20 protein-coding genes are annotated in these 21858 nt (G+C 40.0%); 4 read left to right on the top strand and 16 right to left on the bottom strand.

Annotation, left to right across the window (positions count from 1 at the left end; genetic code table 11):
* Positions 1 to 8: 8 nt before the first annotated feature.
* The 3 genes from sdhA to sdhC are packed head-to-tail and all read right to left on the bottom strand — an operon-like array spanning position 9 to position 2497.
* Positions 9 to 1781, bottom strand: a complete 1773-nt coding sequence (sdhA, locus tag ABMY41_RS00865; RefSeq protein WP_054561569.1) for a succinate dehydrogenase flavoprotein subunit — start codon at positions 1779 to 1781, stop codon at positions 9 to 11.
* Entirely contained in the window at positions 1782 to 2129 is a 348-nt protein-coding gene (sdhD, locus tag ABMY41_RS00860) for a succinate dehydrogenase, hydrophobic membrane anchor protein (protein ID WP_054551371.1), read from the bottom strand.
* Positions 2120 to 2497 carry a succinate dehydrogenase, cytochrome b556 subunit gene (gene sdhC / locus ABMY41_RS00855; protein WP_082401567.1) on the bottom strand — a complete coding sequence of 126 codons (378 nt, stop codon included), beginning with the start codon at positions 2495 to 2497 and terminating at the stop codon, positions 2120 to 2122. Before sdhC ends, sdhD begins: the two co-directional genes overlap by 10 nt.
* A 409-nt stretch (positions 2498 to 2906) precedes the next feature.
* Here sdhC and ABMY41_RS00850 point away from each other — a divergent pair, with 409 nt between their 5' ends.
* From ABMY41_RS00850 to ABMY41_RS00840, 3 genes are all read left to right on the top strand, one after another.
* Entirely contained in the window at positions 2907 to 4193 is a 1287-nt protein-coding gene (locus tag ABMY41_RS00850; RefSeq protein ID WP_054551373.1) for a citrate synthase, read from the top strand.
* A gap of 111 nt (positions 4194 to 4304) precedes the next feature.
* Positions 4305 to 5519: a SufS family cysteine desulfurase gene (locus tag ABMY41_RS00845; protein ID WP_289096555.1), complete on the top strand. Its 1215-nt coding sequence runs from the start codon at positions 4305 to 4307 to the stop codon at positions 5517 to 5519.
* Between the two features lie 13 nt (positions 5520 to 5532).
* On the top strand, positions 5533 to 5946 hold the full coding sequence (locus ABMY41_RS00840; protein ID WP_287242706.1) for a SufE family protein: 414 nt from the start codon (positions 5533 to 5535) through the stop codon (positions 5944 to 5946).
* 3 nt (positions 5947 to 5949) lie between these two features.
* Here ABMY41_RS00840 and tcdA read toward each other — a convergent pair whose 3' ends face one another.
* The 7 genes from tcdA to ABMY41_RS00805 are packed head-to-tail and all read right to left on the bottom strand — an operon-like array spanning position 5950 to position 13284.
* Positions 5950 to 6744 (bottom strand): tRNA cyclic N6-threonylcarbamoyladenosine(37) synthase TcdA, encoded by a 795-nt coding sequence (gene tcdA, locus ABMY41_RS00835; protein WP_054561573.1) that lies wholly within the window; start codon positions 6742 to 6744, stop codon positions 5950 to 5952.
* Positions 6745 to 7419 carry a TIGR01621 family pseudouridine synthase gene (locus tag ABMY41_RS00830; protein WP_063529407.1) on the bottom strand — a complete coding sequence of 225 codons (675 nt, stop codon included), beginning with the start codon at positions 7417 to 7419 and terminating at the stop codon, positions 6745 to 6747.
* A gap of 2 nt (positions 7420 to 7421) precedes the next feature.
* Positions 7422 to 8177 (bottom strand): 3-deoxy-manno-octulosonate cytidylyltransferase, encoded by a 756-nt coding sequence (kdsB, locus tag ABMY41_RS00825; RefSeq protein WP_175082013.1) that lies wholly within the window; start codon positions 8175 to 8177, stop codon positions 7422 to 7424.
* The gene (locus ABMY41_RS00820) at positions 8165 to 8362 is read right to left on the bottom strand and encodes a Trm112 family protein (protein ID WP_036968654.1); all 198 of its coding nucleotides are present in this window, start codon (positions 8360 to 8362) and stop codon (positions 8165 to 8167) included. The genes kdsB and ABMY41_RS00820 overlap by 13 nt, the downstream gene beginning before the upstream one ends.
* A complete protein-coding gene (lpxK, locus tag ABMY41_RS00815) occupies positions 8352 to 9329 on the bottom strand; it encodes a tetraacyldisaccharide 4'-kinase (RefSeq protein WP_289096552.1) in 978 nt (325 codons plus the stop codon). The genes ABMY41_RS00820 and lpxK overlap by 11 nt, the downstream gene beginning before the upstream one ends.
* Complete coding sequence (gene msbA, locus ABMY41_RS00810) at positions 9329 to 11071, bottom strand: lipid A export permease/ATP-binding protein MsbA (protein WP_175082015.1); 1743 nt, start codon at positions 11069 to 11071, stop codon at positions 9329 to 9331. The genes lpxK and msbA overlap by 1 nt, the downstream gene beginning before the upstream one ends.
* Before the next feature lie 59 nt (positions 11072 to 11130).
* Complete coding sequence (locus ABMY41_RS00805; protein ID WP_349273928.1) at positions 11131 to 13284, bottom strand: DNA internalization-related competence protein ComEC/Rec2; 2154 nt, start codon at positions 13282 to 13284, stop codon at positions 11131 to 11133.
* A gap of 96 nt (positions 13285 to 13380) precedes the next feature.
* Here ABMY41_RS00805 and ABMY41_RS00800 point away from each other — a divergent pair, with 96 nt between their 5' ends.
* Positions 13381 to 13890, top strand: a complete 510-nt coding sequence (locus tag ABMY41_RS00800) for a DUF2062 domain-containing protein (protein ID WP_054561579.1) — start codon at positions 13381 to 13383, stop codon at positions 13888 to 13890.
* Between the two features lie 79 nt (positions 13891 to 13969).
* Here ABMY41_RS00800 and ABMY41_RS00795 read toward each other — a convergent pair whose 3' ends face one another.
* From ABMY41_RS00795 to pyrD, 6 genes are all read right to left on the bottom strand, one after another.
* Positions 13970 to 15703, bottom strand: a complete 1734-nt coding sequence (locus ABMY41_RS00795) for a DUF3466 family protein (protein WP_289096549.1) — start codon at positions 15701 to 15703, stop codon at positions 13970 to 13972.
* Between the two features lie 11 nt (positions 15704 to 15714).
* The gene (locus ABMY41_RS00790) at positions 15715 to 17625 is read right to left on the bottom strand and encodes an ABC transporter ATP-binding protein (protein ID WP_055197265.1); all 1911 of its coding nucleotides are present in this window, start codon (positions 17623 to 17625) and stop codon (positions 15715 to 15717) included.
* Between the two features lie 17 nt (positions 17626 to 17642).
* On the bottom strand, positions 17643 to 17873 hold the full coding sequence (locus ABMY41_RS00785) for a glutaredoxin family protein (protein WP_287243316.1): 231 nt from the start codon (positions 17871 to 17873) through the stop codon (positions 17643 to 17645).
* Entirely contained in the window at positions 17866 to 19983 is a 2118-nt protein-coding gene (gene rlmKL, locus ABMY41_RS00780) for a bifunctional 23S rRNA (guanine(2069)-N(7))-methyltransferase RlmK/23S rRNA (guanine(2445)-N(2))-methyltransferase RlmL (protein WP_349273927.1), read from the bottom strand. The genes ABMY41_RS00785 and rlmKL overlap by 8 nt, the downstream gene beginning before the upstream one ends.
* A gap of 178 nt (positions 19984 to 20161) precedes the next feature.
* The gene (locus ABMY41_RS00775; RefSeq protein WP_063705553.1) at positions 20162 to 20692 is read right to left on the bottom strand and encodes a cell division protein ZapC domain-containing protein; all 531 of its coding nucleotides are present in this window, start codon (positions 20690 to 20692) and stop codon (positions 20162 to 20164) included.
* 120 nt (positions 20693 to 20812) lie between these two features.
* Positions 20813 to 21823: a quinone-dependent dihydroorotate dehydrogenase gene (gene pyrD, locus ABMY41_RS00770; protein WP_349273926.1), complete on the bottom strand. Its 1011-nt coding sequence runs from the start codon at positions 21821 to 21823 to the stop codon at positions 20813 to 20815.
* Between the last annotated feature and the right edge of the window lie 35 nt (positions 21824 to 21858).

Genomic DNA, 21858 nt, shown 5'->3' with positions numbered 1-21858 from the left:
TCTCGCTCCTAGTATGTACGTGCTTTAGGTGGGAAAGCTTCACGCAGTTTCGGCGCGTAGTTTACTTCACGTTTTGTCATTTCATCTGTAACTGGGTTATAGATAGAGTGACATAGCCAGTTATCGTCATCACGATCTGGGAAGTCAAAACGAGAGTGTGCACCACGGCTTTCTGTACGGAAGTTTGCAGCTACTGCTGTTGAGTATGCTGTTTCCATCAAGTTATCAAGCTCTAGACATTCGATACGTGCAGTGTTGAACTCAGTCGACTTGTCGTCAAGACGAGCGTACTGAAGACGTTCACGAATTTCTTTAAGCTCTTTAAGGCCTGTTGCCATTGCATCACCTTCACGGAATACCGAGAAGTTAAGTTGCATACACATTTGTAGGTCTTTCTTGATTTGTACTGGGTCTTCACCTTGGCCAGCTTTAGAGTTTTCCCAACGGTTAAAGCGTGCAAGTGATGCTTCAAGGTCTGAATCAGACGCATCTTTACCTGCTTCAACACCGTTAAGGTACTTACCTAAGAAGTTACCAGCTGCGCGGCCGAATACAACTAAGTCAAGTAGTGAGTTACCACCTAGGCGGTTAGCACCGTGTACAGATACACATGCAATCTCACCAACAGCGAATAAACCTTCAACTACTTTCTCTTGGCCGTTTGCATCAATTTGTAATGCTTGACCATTTACGTTAGTTGGAACACCACCCATCATGTAGTGACATGTTGGGATAACTGGAATTGGTTCTTTAGCTGGATCAACGTGTGCGAATGTTTTCGCAAGGTCACATACGCCTGGAAGACGTAAGTTAAGTGTTTCTTCACCTAAGTGGTCAAGCTTAAGCTTGATGTGAGGACCGTAAGGACCATCGCAACCACGACCTTCACGGATCTCAGTCATCATTGAACGAGCAACAACGTCACGAGACGCTAAGTCTTTTGCATTTGGTGCGTAACGTTCCATGAAGCGTTCGCCGTCTTTATTAAGAAGGTAACCACCTTCACCACGACAACCTTCAGTTACAAGTACACCGGCACCGGCGATACCTGTTGGGTGGAACTGCCACATTTCCATATCTTGCATTGCAACACCAGCACGTGTAGCCATACCAACACCGTCACCAGTATTGATGTGTGCATTCGTTGTAGATGCGTAGATACGGCCTGCACCACCTGTTGCTAAAACAACAGCTTTTGATTTGAAGTAAACAACTTCGCCAGACTCGATGTCGATTGCTGTACAACCAACAACGTGACCGTCGCTGTTTTTAACTAAATCTAGTGCGTACCACTCAGAGAATACGTTAGTTTTGTTTTTAACGTTCTGTTGGTATAAACAGTGTAATAGCGCGTGACCAGTACGGTCAGCTGCTGCTGCAGTACGTGCAGCCTGTTCACCACCAAAGTTTTTCGACTGACCGCCGAAAGGACGTTGGTAAACACGGCCATTTTCAAAACGAGAAAATGGTAAACCCATGTTTTCTAATTCAGTAATAGCTTCTGGGCCTGTTTTACACATATATTCGATAGCGTCTTGGTCACCGATGAAATCGGAACCTTTAACAGTATCGTACATGTGCCATTCCCAGTTATCTTCATGTGAGTTACCCAGAGCAACCGTAATACCACCCTGTGCAGACACAGTGTGAGAACGTGTAGGGAAAACTTTTGAGATAAGTGCACAGGTTTTGCCTGATTCAGTGATAGCTAGTGCTGCGCGCATACCAGCACCACCTGCACCAATCACTACAGCGTCAAATTCACGAACAGAATAATTCACTTAAACACCCCATAAAACGATTAGACCAATTGCTACGTAAGCAACAGCCATAAGGTTTAATACAAAGCCTAAAACAGCACGTAATTTAGCGCATTTAACATAGTCAGTAAGAACTTGCCAAAGGCCGATACGGGTGTGAACCATAATGCAAACTAGGGTAATTAAGGTAAACCCTTTCATTGCTAGGTTAGAGAATAGGCCTTGCCAGGCTTCGAAAGTGACTTCTGGCGTACATAAAAAATAGCCGATAATAAAAATCGCGTAAGCGCTGATTATTAATGCTGTTGCACGTAGTGATACGAAATCTTGTACACCATCACGTTTAAGAGTTGCTTGATTTAAAACCATATCCACACTCCTGCTAGAATTGCAGCTACAACACCTAAAGCTAATGCAACTTTAGCGCTGAAGTTACCTGATTCAAGTTCTTCCCAGTGACCCATGTCCATAATGATATGACGGATACCACCGATTAAGTGATACGCCAATACAGAAATGGTGCCCCATGCTATGAATTTGGCAATGAATCCGCTGAACAGACCCTTGACGAATTCAAAACCTTCTGCAGAAGAAAGAGACTCAGACCAAGCCCAAATGACAAACGTTAAAGCAAAAAATAATGCAACACCGGTGACGCGGTGAAAAATTGATGCTTTAGCCGTTGCCGGCATAGATATAGTTGTTAGATCTAGATTTACAGGTCTTTGCTTTTTCACAGTTACTTGCCCATCTTGCCCACTAAGGAGCTCATCTACTTGTTTTTCTAAAACCCATCAAAATGAATTTCGATGGAACTATCTAAGTAAACCGTGTTGATACACAAAAAGTTCACACTTATGCAAAACTCAAATGTAAAAATAAAGTTTACCTACAGACAATACGGTATAAAACCTTGGATAGTATATATAGCCAAAGGTCTTTTTACAATTCTTGTTTAGTAAGAGACGTTTGCGAATTAGCCAATAGTATAATATTTAATCCTGACAGAATATTTATTATCCATTTGTGCATAATGTTTATAAAAATTGACTTTATACCCCTCTTTCACGTTAAAATGAAAAGAATGTGCTTAAACAGATTCAGAACATAACAATCAGAGTTGTTATCTTAATAGGAGATAAATAGATGGCGGATAAGAAAGCCACGGTCCATATTGATGGTCTTGATCCAATCGAACTTCCAATTTACCAAGGCACTGCTGGCCAAGACGTAATCGACGTACGTACGTTAGGTTCACACGGTCACTTCACTTACGACCCAGGTTTCATGTCGACCGGTTCTTGTGAATCTTCAATCACTTACATCGATGGCGGCAAAGGTGTTTTATTACACCGTGGTTACCCAATCGAGCAATTAGCTGATGAATCAAACTACATCGAGCTTTGCTACTTACTATTAAACGGCGAATTACCGACTAAAGAACAATACGAAGCGTTTGCTCAAGAAATCACGCACAACACAATGCTTGATACTAAAATCGCAAACTTCTTCCAAGGTTTCCGCTTTGACGCTCACCCAATGGCAATGCTGTGTGGTGTTGTAGGTGCTCTTTCTTCTTTCTACCACGAAGATTTAGACATCACTGACGCAACACAACGTAAAACAAGCGCAATCAAGCTAGTTGCTAAATTACCAACTATCGCTGCGATGGCTTACAAATACAATGTAGGTCAACCGTTTGTTTACCCGCGTAACGACTTAAGCTTCGCTGAAAACTTCTTACACATGATGTTCTCAGTACCAGCTGAAGAATACAAAGTAAGCCCTGTTCTTGCTAAAGCAATGGACAAAATCTTCATGCTTCACGCTGACCACGAGCAAAACGCATCAACGTCAACTGTTCGTCTAGCTGGTTCTTCAGGTGCTAACCCTTACGCATGTATCGCGGCTGGTATCGCATCTTTATGGGGCCCTGCGCACGGTGGTGCTAACGAAGCATGTCTTAACATGTTAGAAGAAATCGGCTCTGTTGACCGTATCGACGAGTACGTTGCTAAAGCAAAAGATAAGTCTGATCCTTTCCGTCTTATGGGCTTTGGTCACCGTGTATACAAAAACTTCGACCCACGTGCGACAGTAATGCGTCAAACATGTCACGAAGTACTTGCTGAGCTAAACATTCAAGATCCACTTCTTGATATCGCTATGAAGCTTGAGCAAATTGCACTTGAAGACCCATACTTCGTTGAGAAGAAACTTTACCCTAACGTGGATTTCTACTCAGGTATCATCTTAAAAGCAATCGGTATTCCAACAAGCATGTTCACTGTAATCTTTGCAATGTCACGTACTGTTGGTTGGATCTCTCACTGGGATGAGATGCTTTCTCAACCTGGTCACAAGATCAGCCGTCCTCGTCAGTTATACACTGGTGAAACTTCACGCGATTACGTACCAACAGACAAGCGTTAATACGAATTTGCGTTTAAAAAAGGCCGCTATGCGGCCTTTTTTGTTGCCCTGCACTTGTCTATTTGTGCAAAGTAATTAAAATCGTCGCATTCTTGTAGCTTAAGGCCTTTCATGTTCGATATCACAAAAATACGTGCTGACTTTCCCATACTGAATGAAACAGTCAATGAGCAGCCTTTGGTGTATTTAGACTCAGCAGCTACCTCGCAAAAGCCACAGGCAGTTATTAATGCTCTTAGCCGTTTTTATAGCCACGAGAACGCTAATGTGCACCGCGGCCGCCATACACTCAGTGAAAACGCGACACGCCAATATGAACATACCCGAACGCTACTTGCAGATTATTTTTCTGTAAAAAATAATGAGATAGTGTGGACCAAAGGGGCAACCGAATCGATTAATTTAATCGCAAATGGTCTGGCTTCGAGGCTTAATCCTGGCGATAAAATCGCCCTATCTGCTATTGAACACCACGCCAACATCGTCCCTTGGCAACAGCTAGCTCAGCGTACCGGTGCAGAAGTCATTATTTTGCCGATAGAAAATGATTTAACTATTAATAGCGTGCACTGTAGTGAATTTATCAAGCAACAAAAGCCTAAAATAGTCGCTATTACCCATGCATCAAATACCCTTGGGAATATCACTGATTTAGCGCCAATCATTAGCGCATGTAAAGCCATTAATGCTATTTCTGTTATTGATGGTGCGCAGGCAGCGATGCATTTACGCCCTAATTTACAAGAAATCTCCTGTGATTTTTACGTATTTTCTGCCCATAAAATGCTCGGGCCGACAGGTTTAGGAGGCCTATATGGCCGATTTGAGCTGTTAAATTCGCTCGATGTATATCAAACCGGTGGCGAAATGATCGAAACAGTGAACCTAACACACAGCACTTTTCGTGATGCGCCGGGTAAATTTGAAGCAGGAACACCGAATATTGCAGGTGTCATTGCCTTTAGTGAGGCAATAAATTATTTAATATCGTTAGATTTTCAGCAAATGCGTCAACATGAGCATACAGTTTTTGACTATGCGATAAAACAATTATCAGCTATTGATGGTATTAATATCTATTCAAACCAAACAGATAACATCGGTAACATTAGTTTTAATTATCGCGATGAACATCCGTTTGATTTAGCCACCCTACTTGATGGATTTGGCGTTGCCGTGCGTAGTGGCCATCATTGTACACAACCTATAATGAGCCATTTAGGTATACCTGGGACTGTACGAGCAAGTTTTGCGTTATATAACAATAAAGCTGATGTAGACGCCTTTATCAGTGCTGTTAAAAGTAGTATTGAGTTATTAGATTAATTTTGGATAAGTTATGAATTCAGCGTTTGAAGCCGTTAGTAAAAACATTGAAACAGCTGCAGGCTGGCAGCAAAAATATCGCCAAATAATGCTCTTAGGTAAGCAATTACCTGTTATGCCTGAAGTACTCAAAGTAGATGATGCCCTTGTTAAAGGCTGTGAAAGTAAAGTGTGGCTGTATATCGACTTTGATCATACAGAAAACAGCCTAGTTTTAGCGGGCGATTCAGATACTCGCATCGTTAAAGGACTATTGGCTTTAATTTTAGCCTTATACAATGGTCTAACACCGGAGCAAGCAACGCAAATTAATGCCTATGATGAATTTAAACGACTCGGTCTAATTAGCCATTTGAGCCCTTCTCGTGGTAATGGTATTAAAGCCATGGTTGATAAAATTCAAACCATGGCTGAACAAAAACAATAAGTTTCATAAACTACGCTGTTTTTTATCAAGGTATTTTCTAATCGCTTTGGCTGCAACAAAAAAGCCAAAGCTGCCTGTCACCATGGTTGCAGAGCCAAAACCATTATTACAGTCCATATTCATTGAACCATCTGCACCTTGTTTTGCTTGGCAAACCTCACCTTCAGAGGTTGGATATACAAGCTGCTCTGTAGAATAAACACAATCGACGTTAAATTTTCGCTTTGGATTGCTACTAAAGTTGTACTGTTTTCGCAAAATATAACGTACTTTTGCAAGCAATGGATCATGGGTTGTCTTTGCAACGTCACCAAAACTGATTTGACTAGGGTCGGTTTGCCCGCCTGCGCCTCCGGTTGTAATAACCGGTAGTTTTATGCGTTTACAGTGAGCAATAAGCGCAGCTTTTTCTTTTACAGCATCAATACAATCAATCACATAGTCAAAACCTTGAATATGCTCACGAATGTTATCTAGCGTAATGAAATCGTCAATAACATTAATTTTGATATCTGGATTTATAAGCTCACAACGTGTTTTCATGGCTTCTACTTTTGCTTCGCCTACAGTGCCAGTTAAAGCATGAATTTGACGATTAACATTGGTTGCACAAATATCATCTAAATCAATGAGGGTTAGTTGCCCTACACCCGTTCGAGCCAATGCTTCAGCAGCCCAACTACCTACGCCACCAATACCAATGACACAAAAATGTGCTTGTTGTAACCAATCAAATTGTTGATGACCATATAAACGTTTAATGCCACCAAAACGAATGTCTTGTGTTGTTTCTTTCATTTACCAATCCAACGTCCAAGGAGCTGTCCACTCTTTGAATTCGTCTGAGTTAAAAACTTCATTAAGATGAGTACCCAAAGTGTAATCACATCGATACTCTTTAAGCTGCTCTTTATAGCTAAATTGTAGTGCATAGGCATGCAAGTTTGTGCGCTCGTCTTTACTACCAGCATACGTACTATCACCTAGAATTGGAGCGCCTAAGCTTTTCATCGCGACTCTAAGCTGATGTGTCTTACCAGAGAATGGCTTTAACAAGTATGCACGAAGCCCTGGTCGAATACTTTTTGAGTAAAAGCGTGTGATAGCAGGATTCGTTTGGCTCTTTAACAGCTTAAATGCACCACGACGACTTTTCTGCATATCCCCTTTTATCCAACCTTGCTTTTTCTTAGGCTTAGCATCACTTACGGCTAGATAAAACTTATTTATTTTATGATCAGAAAATAGCGAAGTGAATTCGGCTGCTGCTTCTTTGTTACGGGCTAATATAATTAAACCTGATGTTACTTTATCTAGCCTATGAACCGGATAGAGCTTCTCATTAACAAGCTCTTCAGCAAGTACGACAAAACCAGCACATTGTTCACTATGAAAGCTCACACCTGCTGGTTTATAAAAAACAAAGAAGTCATCTTCACTGGCATGAAGATGAACATTGTTTACATCATGCATTTTTAGTTGCCAAGCACTGCAATAACGCGCGCTAAGTCTTCAGGGGTATCTACGCCTGCTTGCGGTGCACACAGAGCTTTTGCGATTTTAATTTTGTGACCATGATAAAGTACGCGAAGCTGCTCTAAAGACTCTAAAAGCTCTAATCGAGATTCTGGTAAATCGATGTAGTCCTTAATAAAGCCAGCACGATAAGCATAAATACCAATATGGCGTGCAAAATCAGCAAGATCTAGCTTATCTCGGTCATCATTCATCATCGCATCACGGTGATAAGGGATTGGCGAACGCGAAAAATACAGTGCATTGTTGTCTGCATCGTTAATGACTTTTACACAGTTGGGATTAAATATATCATCAATCTCATCAATGCTGGTGCTCAAAGTCGCCATTGGCGCATCAGAATCAGCAAGTAGCATGGCAACTTGAGATACATTTTCGCTTGCCAATAAAGGCTCATCACCTTGCACGTTGACAACAATAGTGTCACTTTCAAGTTTTAACTGTTCAACAACTTCAGCTAAACGTTCTGTGCCTGATTGGTGATCTTCTCGTGTCATCAATACATTATCAGTAAACTTCTTTACTGCATCAAACACTGTTTGATGATCAGTCGCTACATAAACTTGTGATGCACCTGATGCAACCGCTTTTTCATAAACATGTTGGATCATTGGTTTACCACAAATATCAGCAAGTGGTTTACCTGGTAAACGCGTCGATGCGTAGCGAGCTGGGATAACAACTACGAATTCCACTTATCAACCTCTTCTTGGCTTAATTCACGGGCTTCATTTTCTAAAAGCACCGGGATATCGTCTTTGATTGGGTACGCTAGTTTCGCAGCAGTACTGATAAGCTCTTGATTTTCTTTATCAAGACGTAGTTTACCTTTACACACTGGGCAAGCGATAATTTCAAGTAATTTTGTATCAAAGGCCATTGAGGATCCCTTTTTGTTTTAATAATAAATTAAGTTTTTCGATAACTGCTGCTGTTGGCTTTGCATCAACAGGTAAATAATACCAATTTGGTTTAGCAAAACTAAAGCATTTAACTGCATCTTTTTCTGTCATAAATACAGCGTCATCTGCAAAATCGCTAAAGTCATTTGCTTGGTAGGCATAATGATCACGAAAATGATGAGTTGATAGTAAGTTAATGCCTTGCTGCTCAAGACTTATTTCAAAGCGTTTGGGGTTTCCAATAGCACTGACCGCATGGCCTTTGTCTTGAACTGAATTGGCGAGTTCTGAATTACTCACGGTACGAAATGGGCTTGATGTTAAATCATAGCGGCTTTGAGCCCTGCCACCATTTTCTATGACTAAATCAACCGATTTTAAGCGCGCTTTGGTTTCACGAAGTGGACCTGCAGGCATTAATAAACCGTTACCAAATTGGCGTTCACTATCAACGATACAACATTCGATATCACGCGCCATTTTATAATGCTGCATGCCATCATCAGAAATAATGACATCGATATCATGTTGTTCTAATTTTTTTATACTCGCTTGTCGGTCAGGGCCAACCATTACAACACAACCTAGGCGGCGTTTAATAAGTACTGGTTCGTCACCCGCTTGCGCTGTCGTCGTTTGTTCAGTCACTAACAAAGGGTACGAATCAGACTGACCACCATAGCCACGGCTGATCACCGCCACTTTTAAACCTTGCTGCTGTAAGTACTCAGCAAGCCAAATAACAAATGGCGTTTTGCCGTTTCCACCCACACTAATGTTACCCACAACAATGACAGGAAGATGCGCTTTAAATGCTTTTAGTATATTAAGCTTATATAACAAAGCACGAAGCGTTGAGATAAGCCAAAAAAGCACACTGAAAGGTAACAGCAGAACGCTGAGTAAGCCTGGCTTTTTATACCAGCTTTTTTCAATAACACTCACTACTGCTCACCAAACTGCATCTTACATAACGCACTATAGGTACCGTCTTTTTCAAGTAGCTCGCCATGCGTGCCCTTTTCGATAACTTGACCATGGTCGATGACATAAATGCAATCACTGTTTTCTATTGTTGATAAACGGTGTGCTATCACAATCGATGTTTTTTCTTTCATTAAGCTATCAAGTGCTTGCTGGATCAGTTTTTCAGATTCAGTATCAAGCGCAGATGTCGCTTCATCAAGAATCAAAATAGGGGCATCTTTTAATATTGCACGAGCAATGGCTATTCGCTGACGCTGACCGCCTGATAACATAACGCCGTTTTCACCCACCATGGTATCTAAACCTTCTGGTAAGTCTTTAACAAACTCCCAAACATGGGCTTGCTTGGCAACCGCCATTAATTCCTCGTTTGTTAATTCGCGGTCAAGGCCATAGCAAATGTTATTCGTAATAGTGTCGTTAAATAAAACCACTTGCTGAGATACCAGTGCAAATTGCTTACGTAAGTCTGTCAGTTTGTAATCAGCAATGTTGACGCCATCAAGCAAAATTTCACTGTCACCTTCAAGCTCATAATAACGCGGTAATAAATTTGAGATGGTCGATTTACCTGAGCCAGAACGGCCAACCAATGCAATGCTTTCGCCTGCATTAATCGAAAGAGATAAATTCTTTAATACAGGCTCATCTTTCGTTGGGTATTTAAAGGTCACATTGTTCACTTCAATTTTCCCAGTTACTTTGTCAACGCTGTAAGTGCCAGTGTCTTTTTCTACTTCTTCATCAAGTACTAAAAAGATACTTTGCGCTGCCGAAATACCACGTTGTAAATCGCTATTAACGTTAGAAAGTTGCTTCAGTGGGCGTAATAACATCATCATTGATGAAATAAGTAATACGAAGTCACCTGAACTGATGGTATCAATCATCGACGGCAAAGACACAACCCATAAAATCACGGCCATCGCGCTTGCTGCCAAAATTTGGATAACAGAAACGCTTAACGCTTTAGTTGCATCCATTTTAATGCGCTGCTGACGATTATGATTATTAATAGCCGAGAATTGCGATATCTCTTGCTGTTGACCACCAAAGCCATGAATCACCTTGTGACCAGATAGCATTTGCTCTGAACTACGAGTTACTTGGCCCATAGCAGATTGGATTTTTTTCGAAATCATACGAAAACGTTTCGATACAAAGGCAACGATCACGGCCACCAGCGGAATAATGACTAAAAATATCAGTGATAGCTTCCAACTGGTATAAAACATATTAAATAGTAAGAAAACAACAAAGGCCCCTTCCCTTACAACAATTAACAGGGCTTTAGTAATGGCTTGTTGAACCTGCTCAGTATCAAAGGTGATTTTAGAGATTAAATCGCCATTTGAATTTTTATCATGAAAAGACACCGGCAGATGTAAAATATGTTCGAATAATTGTTGGCGCAACGTTCTTACAACTTGAGAGCCTACGTAACTTAAACAGTACGACGACATATAGTTAAACATGCCACGACCTAATACCAATGCAATTACAACAAATGGTGCATAAGTTAAAACATCAGTGTTACGATCATTTAAACCTTCATCAATGAAGGGCTTCATTAAATTTATAAACAATGCATCCATGGCTGAATAGCCAATCATGCCTACAATGGCGAAAAACGCGATTAACTTATAATCACCCACATAACTGATTAATCGCTTATAGATTTGGGATGTAGTTTGATCCATAACACTCTCTTATTCATAGACTTCGACTATTGTAGCCTTTAGGGGGTAAAAACAAAACGTCAATCTTGTTCGAACCAATAACTTTCCTGCTCTCGCGCAAATTCTAAGCGATATTTATCTTCGTAAAATTTTATGCGTATATGGCCATATTCTGCCGTCGATAACTGCTGTATATGGTGTTGGTTATAACGATTTACAACCTCAGGATGAGGAAAGCGCCATTGCCCCTGATAAGCAGATGAATGGATAACTACTTCAGGGTTTACTGCACCTATAAATTCATAACTTGAAGAGGTATCACTACCATGATGGGGGCTTATTAAAATAGTCGCTCGTAAATCCTTCACCGCTTCAACAAGTTTAGTTTCTGCCGCTGCGGATATATCCCCAGCCAGTAACACTGAGTAATTAAAACCCGTTACTTTTAATAAACACGACTGATCATTACGGCTAGCGTTTTCTACCTTTGCTGTAAAACTTCTGATATTAAGCTCATCAAGCTTGAGTGTTGTTGTTTTGCACTTATTTCCCAGCCCCTGAGGATGAAAGATAGCTAGAGTGTCTTGAAACCCTGCCATTTGCCAACTTGTTAAACCGCCAGAATGGTCGTTATCTAAGTGGCTTATTATTGTTGCGATAACAGATAACTGTTGTTTAATGATGTTGTTGAGTAATACACGGCGTACATAATCATAACGGCCAAAGTACTGTGGCCCTAAATCATAAATTATCGCTTTGTTTTTGTGGCTTACCATCACCATTAAGCCATGCCCTACATCAAACACATCTAACTGAAACTTAGCTTCTGGCTGTAATTCACTATCAACGACATATACACAAACAGGAATTAAGCACACATATTTTTTTGGACTAAAGTACAACAGCAGAAGTGATATGTAACTTATGATCAATAATGAAAAACTAAACTCATTGAGCGAGAACCAACGCCAGTCACTAGGGATAGAAAGCAGTGATTCATAACTAAAATACAGCGCACTGTCGACGAGTGATAACAAACCAGAAATATCCAGTAGGCTAGAAACCAAACTATAAAAAAGTAATAAAGGCAATAATAGTAAACCTACCAAGGGCACGGCAATGAGGTTAATCAATAAACCTATGACGCTAGTGCCTGAGAAGTAATATAAGGATAGAGGCAGTAAACCGACAAATAAAGCGCACTGAACTTGCAGTAGCTGTGCAAATCGCTTTAAAAAACCATGTGACAAATTAACTGTGTTTTTAGTCAGTAGAAAGATGATCGTAACAGCCAAAAAACTGAAATAGAGCCCGGGGTTTAAAAGTGCAAATGGGTCTATAAACAACACAACACTCAAGGCGTACAAAATTGAACGCCAACGCACTGGGTTTTTCCCTAGGTTATAAATAACAAGGTAACAGCCTAACATCAGCAGCGCTCGGCTTGCGGAAACTATAAAATCACTTAAGTAGACATAGATGAACGAGCAACAGAATCCTACAAAAACAAATAACTTATTTAATTGAATTGATTGTCTTACGCGTAAATGACTCACTCTTAACAGCCACTTACTACTATAAAAGCCGACTGCAAAGATAAGTCCGATATGAAGACCTGAAATAGCAAGCAGATGCGACAAGCCTAATTCACGTAGGTGTTTTCTATCTTCATAGCTTATTTTACTTCTGTCACCGGTTAAAAGCGCATAATAAAGCCATTGTAACTGGGTGTTTGCCGTCACTTTTTCAATATATGTGTGGTAACTCACTCGAAGGGAGTCATATCGATGATGATTTAAATAGCTTATCTCCCCTACGCTTCGGCCTTTATAAAATACTCGCTCAAGTAATGCTTGCCGCTCTCTATCAAAACTATAGAAATTTTTTACCGATCTGTAAGGTTTAAGTTTGAGTTCTGCGCTTAATTTATCTCCACTAGTAACAGGTTTATCTGAAGTAATGCTTAGCATTGCATTAGGAGCAGGTCGCATGCCTGTAGAGCAAGATTCAATATTTTTCAGACTTGCTTTAATGTAATAAGGGCTTTGTTCACTGTAAGTTTCAACTACCTCAAATAGAACTAATCTGCTTTGTTGATAATCGATTTGACAGTCAGAGGTGGAGTAAAAGATGATGTAATGAAAAATCACTACTAAAATAGCGCAAATAAACCCTGACAATAGAGTTAAAAAAGGCTTAAAATAGGCACCTGCTAGCAATACAGCAAAACTCATTATATAAAACGCCGCAGTGCCAAATGTATATAGGGTGAAAAAACAGCCTATGACAAAGCCGCTGCATAACCAAATAGATGTAAATGGTTGCTTTAAATGGCTAAGAAAACGATCCAACGCTTTTTACCTGATCATAACAAGGTAAAAGAACACAAGTATTTAAGAATTTTTGGTCGTTTATTGCATGATGCCAATTTATGGCACTTAAATAGACGCTCAGCACGCGGTGCATTTGCTGTTGGTTTATTTTTTGCGTTCATCCCTGTTCCTTTTCAAATGGTCCTTGCAGCCGCCCTAGCTATTCCATTTCGAGTAAATTTACCGATTTCTGTTGCAACAGTGTGGATCACTAACCCACTGACCATGCCTCCTATTTTCTATTGTTCATATATTGTAGGCACCATTGCCCTTGCTCAACCACAGCAGCACTTCCAATTTGAACCAAGCTGGCAATGGTTTATAGATAGCCTTACAACAATTGGCCCTGCATTTTTAGTTGGCTCATTTATATGTGCAACAGCTGCGGCAATCATTGGTTATTTTGGTACCGACATGCTTTGGAAACGCTCAGTCCGTAAAGCATGGATACACCGCCATAAAAAATAACTGATTTCAGTATAGACAAAAAACCCAGCTTGAAGCTGGGTTTTTTAATATTGATTAGTAAGTCTCGATTACGAAACGATTACTTTTTAAAGAAGCGACGTGCTGCTGCAAATGGTAATAGCAATAATGCATACCAAGGGAAGCTTGCTGATTGACGCTCGTATTGTTCAATCTCTTCTGCAGGACATTCTTCAACACTGCCGTCAATTGGTGTTAACTTAACAGCCACTGCGACACTTTCATATTCGATATTGCCATTAACATCGACTACAACGTTACCGAATGAATCTGTCTTTTCAACAGTTTTAGTCGCAACACCGAAGATTTCATTATTGTTGTTAATTGATTTCGCTTCAGCAACCGTGTATTTGAAGCGAGTCTCACCATCTTCTTCATAACAAGGTAACAAATCGTTTAAGTTAACAACTGAGTCTTCACCAATGGTGTACATGAAACCTTCACGACGACGCGTAGAAGTATTATAAATATCTGTTTCCCCCTCACCAACAATAATACCATTGTCATTGATATCGTTAGCTAATGAGCTTGAGCTTGAGAAGTAATCCGTTGGGAAAACAACACTGTCGCTGTTTTTATCATAGTAGAAGAACTTAGTTCTGTTCGTACCATCAATACGCTTAGTTGCGTAACCGACTACTACATCATCATTGTTAACAGCTAATGGCTGACCCGAGACCCAATCATCCTCTTGGTCGATAAATTCTTTTACTTCACCATTTTCGAAAATAACTGGCATAGTAATACGTGCGCTATTACTTTTATAACGCACATCAGACGTACCAACAACTAAACCATTTTCGTTGATAGCAAGTGCGTTGCTACGAAACGCAAAATCTTCATCATCTTCAGGCGTTAAACCTAAGCCATACATTTCTGTATTGGTGATGTTTAGATTACTGTCTAATGTCCACTTAACAGCACGTTTATTATAAATACCCGTTGAATAAGTACGGTTGTACGCTTCTACACAGTCTGAAACTGGTTCATCTTCTCCGTCACAGTTATCAGTAATATCATCCAGTGGATCAACCGCAATATCAGTAGAGACAGTGCCTACTACTTCATAGCCATTTGCTGTTTTGATAATGTCATTTGCTGAGCTAACACCACCATACTCATCAAACTCTGGTGCAAGTTCAACTTTCACACCATCTGCAGAAATGACAATCGCACGGCTGATGAAATCCCTTAAGAAATGGGTTTCTTCTTCGTCTTCATCTGTTTGAGTGAATGATGTTTTTTCGTAAGGAGCACTCCCCCAGCCAGCCATAACACCATCATCTGTAACAGCATTTAGTAAGTTAGAAGTCGAACGTGTTAAGCCGTCAAAATCAAGAGACTGTTCATCAAATAAAACTTGCTCTACGGCGCCTTCTGAGGTGTAAATCGTTGCAATTGCACTAAATAGTTTTTGATATTCAGAATCAGTTGAGCGACCAGTTAAAAAACTAACCATAAATGCATGAGCATCAGCGTTTGTATATACCGCATCGTTATTCTCAATGTCATCGAGCGTGAATGTAATTTCTTTATCAATGAGTTCGTATTGCGCTTTAGCTGAATCATAAGCGTTTTTGATCAACGAATCTGTAAAATCGATATATGAAACATCAATGGGTAATTTATATAGTCCATTTGCTAAACCTACAATATGACCGTTTTCACTAACATCTGTTACATAGTTAAATTTTGCGCCATCAATTCCACCTAATTCTTCTAATTTATAGGTTGCGCTCATCGCTGAGGTACTTAGGGTGGCTAAAATACTGGCAGCGAGTAATTTGTATTTCATTTTAATCCTTACTACTGATTCTTTAAATCTTCGAGTTCTTCCCAGCGCTCAAAAGCGACTTCAAGCTCAGACTCTAACTCGGCTAAATGGTTCAATGCTTCTGTTGTAATTGCAGCATCTTGCTTAAAAAAGTCAGGGTCATTAACCACAACTTGCTGAGCGTCTAACGCTTTTTCAAGTTGTTCCACTTTACTGGGTAATTCTTCTAATTCAAGTTTTAATTTGTAAGAGAGTTTATTACTTTTCTTTGGTGTTTTATCTTGGCTAACAACGGCCGGCTTTTCTTGCTTAATTTGTTGCTGTTGTTGTTTTTCTTGCTCAGCTAAATGAGCTGCATACGCTTCATAGTCGCTATAGCCTCCGACAATATCGGTGATCTTGCCGTTACCTTCAAATGCCCATACGGAATTACAGGTATTATCAATAAATTCACGGTCATGGCTTACAATCAGTACAGTGCCCTGATATTGGTTAATGATCTCTTCTAAAAGCTCTAAAGTTTCAATATCGAGGTCATTGGTAGGCTCATCGAGAACAATAATGTTAGATGGCTTTAAAAATAACTTTGCTAATAATAAGCGGTTTTTCTCACCACCTGAAAGCGCTTTTACTGGCGTACGCGCTCTTGCCGGTGGAAATAAGAAGTCTTGTAAGTAACCTAGTACATGACGTGAGCGCCCGCCCATCATCACTTCTTGCTTACCTTCAGCTACGTTATCTTGTACTGTGGCTTCTTCATCAAGCTTTTGACGATACTGGTCAAAATAAGCAAACTCTAAGTTAACACCTTGCTTAACACTGCCGCTATCAGGTGTTAAGTCACCAAATAAAATTTTAAGCAGTGTTGTTTTACCAATACCATTTGGCCCAACAAGGCCAACACGATCGCCACGCATAACAAGGGTTGAAAAGTCTTTTGCGATGACTTTATCTTTAAATGCATGACAGATGTTTTTCGCTTCGAATACTAATTTACCTGAACGATCCGCTGTTTCAATATTGAAATCAGTTTTACCGACTTGATCAACACGCTGCTTACGCTCTTTACGTAACTCTTTTAAAGCACGTACACGGCCTTCATTACGCGTTCTACGTGCTTTAATACCTTGGCGGATCCACGCTTCTTCTTCTGCTAAGCGCTTATCAAATAATGCGTTTTGTGTTTCTTCTACTTTTAGATCATGCGCTTTTTGTTCAAGATATGTTGCATAATCGCCAGGGTATGAAACCAGCTTACCACGGTCTAAATCAAGAATACGGGTTGCAACTGCTCGAATGAATGCACGGTCGTGAGAAATAAAAACGATGCCGCCTTTAAACTCTTTTAAAAATTGCTCAAGCCAAATAACACTACTCATATCTAAGTGGTTGGTAGGCTCATCAAGTAGCAGTAAATCAGGTTCACTAACCAAGGCTCTTGCAAGAGCAACTTTACGTAGCCAACCACCCGATAATGATTCAAGCTTGGCTTCTGGGTCTAGCTCTAAGCGAGATAAAACGAGCTGAATACGGGTATCAAAACGCCAGCCATCAACGGTTTCTAATTGATTAGATAAACGCTCTAATTTGTTAAGCAATTTATCGTTATAGTCTGTTTGCATTTGATTACTAACTTGGTGATATTCTATCAGTAAGTTAGCAATGTCAGGCATGCCCTGCGCGACATAATCAAATACTGAGCCTGCCGCCCCTTTTGGTGGATCTTGCTCTAAACGTGAAATGCGAATACCGCCTAATTGGTTGATTTCACCATCATCCAATGTCACTTGGCCATCAAGCACTTTTAATAGTGTTGATTTACCTGCACCGTTTCGACCAACGATACAAACGCGCTCACCTGACTCAATAACGGCATCGGCATCATCTAGTAGCGGATGTGTACCATAAGCGAGTTGAGCTTTGGCTATTCTGATTAAATCCATCGTGATTACTACTCTTATTATTTATTATCAGCAATAAATTGCGCTAATTGCTCAGCATCAAAAGGCCAAAATAATTTCTTGCCTTGATGAGATTCCACAACCGGAATACTGGTTTGGTAAAGTTCAATCAGCTGTTCACTGTCCATAATATCTTTTGCTACAAACGAAGCGTTTGCAGCAATTAATAATTCATCGGCTATTTCACACAGATGACAGCCATCAGTGTGGTACAGGGTAAAGTTAGCCATGGGTAATAAGCCAGCTATTATGAATTTGCTTATTACGTTTAAAATCTGGTGATAAAGTCTTGTCAGAAATGTTTTCTGCTTTTAAACCCAGACCCATTAGCCCTACTTCATCCATGCTAAAGCCACGCTTATTATTTGAGAATATAAGCGTACCGTTAGGGCTTAAAATTTTCTTAACCCAGGTAAGTAGTTTGATATGGTCGCGTTGTACATCAAACGCATCTTTCATACGTTTTGAGTTTGAGAACGTCGGTGGATCTAAGAAAATTAAATCATATTGGCCTTGTGCATACTCAAGCCACTTCAAGCAGTCTGCTTGCTCAAAACGATAACGTGTATTACTGATATCATTCAGAGCAAAGTTTTCTTGCGCCCACTTTAGGTAGGTTTTTGACATATCAACCGTGGTAATGGCTTTAGCACCACCCACAGCAGCATGCACAGATGCGCTGCCTGTATAAGCAAACAAGTTTAAGAAACGTTTGCCTTGTGCGTTTTGTTGGATATAACGACGAGCTAAACGGTGATCTAAAAATAAACCAGTATCTAAATAATCAAATAAGTTAACTTTGAATTTAGCGCCAAACTCTTCAACTACTTGAGTACGATTTTGTTTTGCTACCTTGGTATATTGCTCTTCACCTTTTTGCTTTTTACGCACTTTAACTGCAATATTTTCTGGTGCTATCTTTAATTGCTCAGCGGTCAAGCTGATCACATCTTGGAGACGTTTTTGTGCCGTATTATCATCAATTTCTTTTGGCGCTGCGTACTCAAAAATAACCGCTGAATCATCGTATACATCAACAGCTACGTTATATTCTGGAATATCCGCATCATAAACACGATAACAGCTTACTTCATTTTGCTTTAACCAGTTCTTTAAGTTTTGCTTGTTTTTCTTTAAACGATTTGCAAACGCTGTTGAACCTTCAAAATTAAGAGCAGGTTTATCTTCTTTGCTAAGTTCAACTTGTTTATCGTCTAGTTGGTACAGATTTAATACCACATCTAACGGGCCATTTTTAAACTTATAGCGTTTTAACTTAACTAACTTTAATAACTTAAATAAGCTTTCGTCAGTGCCAAGCAAAGCAAGTTTCCAATGGTTAAAGTGCTTCTTAAAACCTACACCTAAGCTACGGTGTAAGTTCACCAGCTCAGCCATTGAGCCTAAACGTTCACCATAAGGTAAGTTTGAAATCACCACACCAGGTAGTTTCGCAACTGAGGTTAACTTAGTGGCATCACTTTGTTTAAACTTAATCACATTACCAAGGTCAGCACGCTCTGCGTTTTCTTGCGCTTTTGCAATGACACTACCGTCAATATCATGACCAATAAGCCAAAGTTTAGGATCAGTTATTTGTGCAGTTAGTTCTGCTTTTAATTCTTTGTACTTTTGAATACGGAAACTTGGTAGACGCTCAAAGGCGAAACCTTCGCGGAATAACCCCGGCGCTTCATTGCGCGCCATGCTTGCTGCTTCAATTAAAATAGTACCTGAACCACAACAAGGATCGAACAAAGGTTGTTGTACGTTTTCAAGCCAGCCACTTCGTTTCACTAGTGCTGCTGCTAAGTGCTCTTTAATTGGCGCTTTACCTTGATCTTGACGATAACCACGCTCAGATAAACGCGGGCCAGAATAATCGATATAAAGCGCAACACCTTGACGGTTCAACCTTGCTACAACACGAACATTGGCATTGTATTTATCAACATCTGGGCGTTGTTCGAATAAATCTGCAAAATAATCAACAATCGCATCTTTTACAACAAGACCTGAAAATTGCGTATTTTTTAAATCGTTATTAATGCCGCTAAAATCAACAGCGAAAGTTTGTTTAGGACCAAACCACTCTTGCCAAGGCTGCAGTCGCGCAAATTGATAAAGGCTGTCTTTGTCTTTTACGCCTTCCTTTTCTTCTATCAGCATCATGATACGAGTCGCAAAACGGCTCGATAAACAAATCTTTTGTGCTAATAAGCTATCTGCTTCAAAACGTACAGAGCCCACGGTTTGTTTAGAGACTTCTGCACCGAGTGTAGTAAGCTCATCAACAAGTAAATTTTCTATTCCGATAGAAGTAAGTGCGATAAATTGCAAAGTAAAAACCCTTAAATGCTAATTGCGCAGGATTATAGCATAGCTTGGCGAACAAAAACGCCAACATTTGCAGGGATATTAGCTGGATTTTTACTTAGCTCACTAGGTTACAAATCTTGCGCCGCGATTAAATCGCCCCTAGAGTGAACAAATTTTAATAAACAAAGGTCAACACGCCCTAGGCTGATTTAAACTGTTTTTGTTGAATATAAACAGGATGGATACGGTTATTTAAAACCTTAATAGCCTCAAACTGTTCAAGAGAAAGGTTTTCGTCTAATTGAAAGTGTTGGCTTAGGTTAATACACACTGAGGCTTCGCTTGAGTGGTCAACAATTAAAAACTCACCTTCTTGTGCCTGTGAACACAATTTAACAACCGCTTCAACGCTTGGCTGACTACCGTGATATTCATGAAAGAACCAACTTTTTGCAAGTACAGGTTTTAAATGAAATTTAACCGCTGTAGCGTTAAGGGCAATTTGACAAAGCTGTGCTGGGTTCCACAGTGAGAATGTTTCGAGGTATTGATAAACTTGCTGATAGAAAGCCGCATCTTCAAGGCTGAAGTTTGGTTGTTCTAATACTGCATCAGTGAGTTGGCGGAGTTTATAAGGCGTGCACAGTTGCATATCTTGGTCAAGGTCAACCAAAAGACGATTATTTTTCGCACAAGCAAGCCATTTCCATTGCTTAGATGCTTGTAACATGTCTCCTCCCTAACGAATAAATACTGTGCGCTTAATCATAAATTATAACTAAAGCAGACCATTAATAAAATGATTTCTTAGAACATTTTATTAATGATCAATTGCTTAGATAACTGATCCTTATAAGCTGTTAAGGATCGTTTTTACCAATTCTGGGCCTTTATAAATGAAACCAGTGTAAACTTGTACAAGGTCTGCACCTGCTGCAAATTTCTCTTTTGCAGAATCCGCATCATCAATACCACCCACACCAATGATAGGTAACTTACCATCAGTTAAACGCTTAAGTTCACTAACCACGTGGGTTGAACGCTGACGTACTGGTTGGCCAGATAAACCGCCCGCTTCGTTTGCGTATTGTTGGCCTTGTACTGCCGCACGCTCAAGCGTCGTATTTGTTGCAATAACACCATCGATCTTATTAGTGATCAATGACTCACTTACTTGGGAAATTTGCACTTCATCAAGATCAGGGGCGATCTTAACCAGCATTGGCACTTGTTTGTTGTGCTTAGCAATTAAATCAAGTTGCTCGTTCTTTAAGCTTTGTAATAAGTCATCCAGCGCCTCACCATATTGTAAGTCACGAAGGCCTGGGGTATTAGGTGAAGAAATATTTACTGTGATGTATGATGCGTGCTCAAATACTTTGCGCATACAGTGGATGTAGTCATCTTTACCCTGCTCGTTTGGAGTATCTTTATTTTTACCAATATTAATACCAAGAATACCGTCGTATTTAGCCGCTTTAACATTGTTAACTAAGTTATCAACGCCCTTATTATTAAAGCCCATACGGTTAATAATCGCATTTGATTCAGGTAAGCGGAAAATACGTGGTTTATCGTTACCTGCTTGCGGACGTGGCGTCACAGTACCTACTTCTACGAAACCAAAACCCATTTGCGAAAATGCATCAATACATTCAGCATTTTTATCTAAACCTGCCGCTAAACCGACTGGATTTTTAAATTCTAAACCTAAAAAATTAACGGGTTTATTAGGGACAGTTTGTGACCATGCTGCACTCAATGGAGTATGAGCAAATCGGCGTAAATTTTTAAGTGCAAATTCATGAGCCCACTCCGCATCACGGGTAAACATAAAACGGCGAGCTAGATCATAAAACATGGTTTGTTCCTTAGGTAAAAATAAACAAGGTAGCC

Source organism: Pseudoalteromonas sp. BZA4 (assembly GCF_040104395.1).
GTDB lineage: Bacteria > Pseudomonadota > Gammaproteobacteria > Enterobacterales > Alteromonadaceae > Pseudoalteromonas.
Note: the sequence above shows the minus strand (reverse complement) of the source record. Positions and strands in the feature narration are given on the sequence as shown.

Excerpts from the sequence above, each read along its gene's own strand:
- msbA (WP_175082015.1), bottom strand. The coding sequence starts at position 11,071 with ATGGATCAAACTACATCCCAAATCTATAAGCGATTAATCAGTTATGTG.
- tcdA (WP_054561573.1), bottom strand. The coding sequence starts at position 6,744 with ATGAAAGAAACAACACAAGACATTCGTTTTGGTGGCATTAAACGTTTA.
- ABMY41_RS00790 (WP_055197265.1), bottom strand. The coding sequence starts at position 17,625 with ATGGATTTAATCAGAATAGCCAAAGCTCAACTCGCTTATGGTACACAT.
- ABMY41_RS00785 (WP_287243316.1), bottom strand. The coding sequence starts at position 17,873 with ATGGCTAACTTTACCCTGTACCACACTGATGGCTGTCATCTGTGTGAA.
- ABMY41_RS00800 (WP_054561579.1), top strand. The coding sequence starts at position 13,381 with ATGGCTAAGAAAACGATCCAACGCTTTTTACCTGATCATAACAAGGTA.
- ABMY41_RS00845 (WP_289096555.1), top strand. The coding sequence starts at position 4,305 with ATGTTCGATATCACAAAAATACGTGCTGACTTTCCCATACTGAATGAA.
- ABMY41_RS00795 (WP_289096549.1), bottom strand. The coding sequence starts at position 15,703 with ATGAAATACAAATTACTCGCTGCCAGTATTTTAGCCACCCTAAGTACC.
- pyrD (WP_349273926.1), bottom strand. The coding sequence starts at position 21,823 with ATGTTTTATGATCTAGCTCGCCGTTTTATGTTTACCCGTGATGCGGAG.
- ABMY41_RS00805 (WP_349273928.1), bottom strand. The coding sequence starts at position 13,284 with ATGAGTTTTGCTGTATTGCTAGCAGGTGCCTATTTTAAGCCTTTTTTA.
- ABMY41_RS00840 (WP_287242706.1), top strand. The coding sequence starts at position 5,533 with ATGAATTCAGCGTTTGAAGCCGTTAGTAAAAACATTGAAACAGCTGCA.
- ABMY41_RS00850 (WP_054551373.1), top strand. The coding sequence starts at position 2,907 with ATGGCGGATAAGAAAGCCACGGTCCATATTGATGGTCTTGATCCAATC.
- ABMY41_RS00775 (WP_063705553.1), bottom strand. The coding sequence starts at position 20,692 with ATGTTACAAGCATCTAAGCAATGGAAATGGCTTGCTTGTGCGAAAAAT.
- sdhD (WP_054551371.1), bottom strand. The coding sequence starts at position 2,129 with ATGGTTTTAAATCAAGCAACTCTTAAACGTGATGGTGTACAAGATTTC.
- ABMY41_RS00820 (WP_036968654.1), bottom strand. The coding sequence starts at position 8,362 with ATGGCCTTTGATACAAAATTACTTGAAATTATCGCTTGCCCAGTGTGT.
- ABMY41_RS00830 (WP_063529407.1), bottom strand. The coding sequence starts at position 7,419 with ATGCATGATGTAAACAATGTTCATCTTCATGCCAGTGAAGATGACTTC.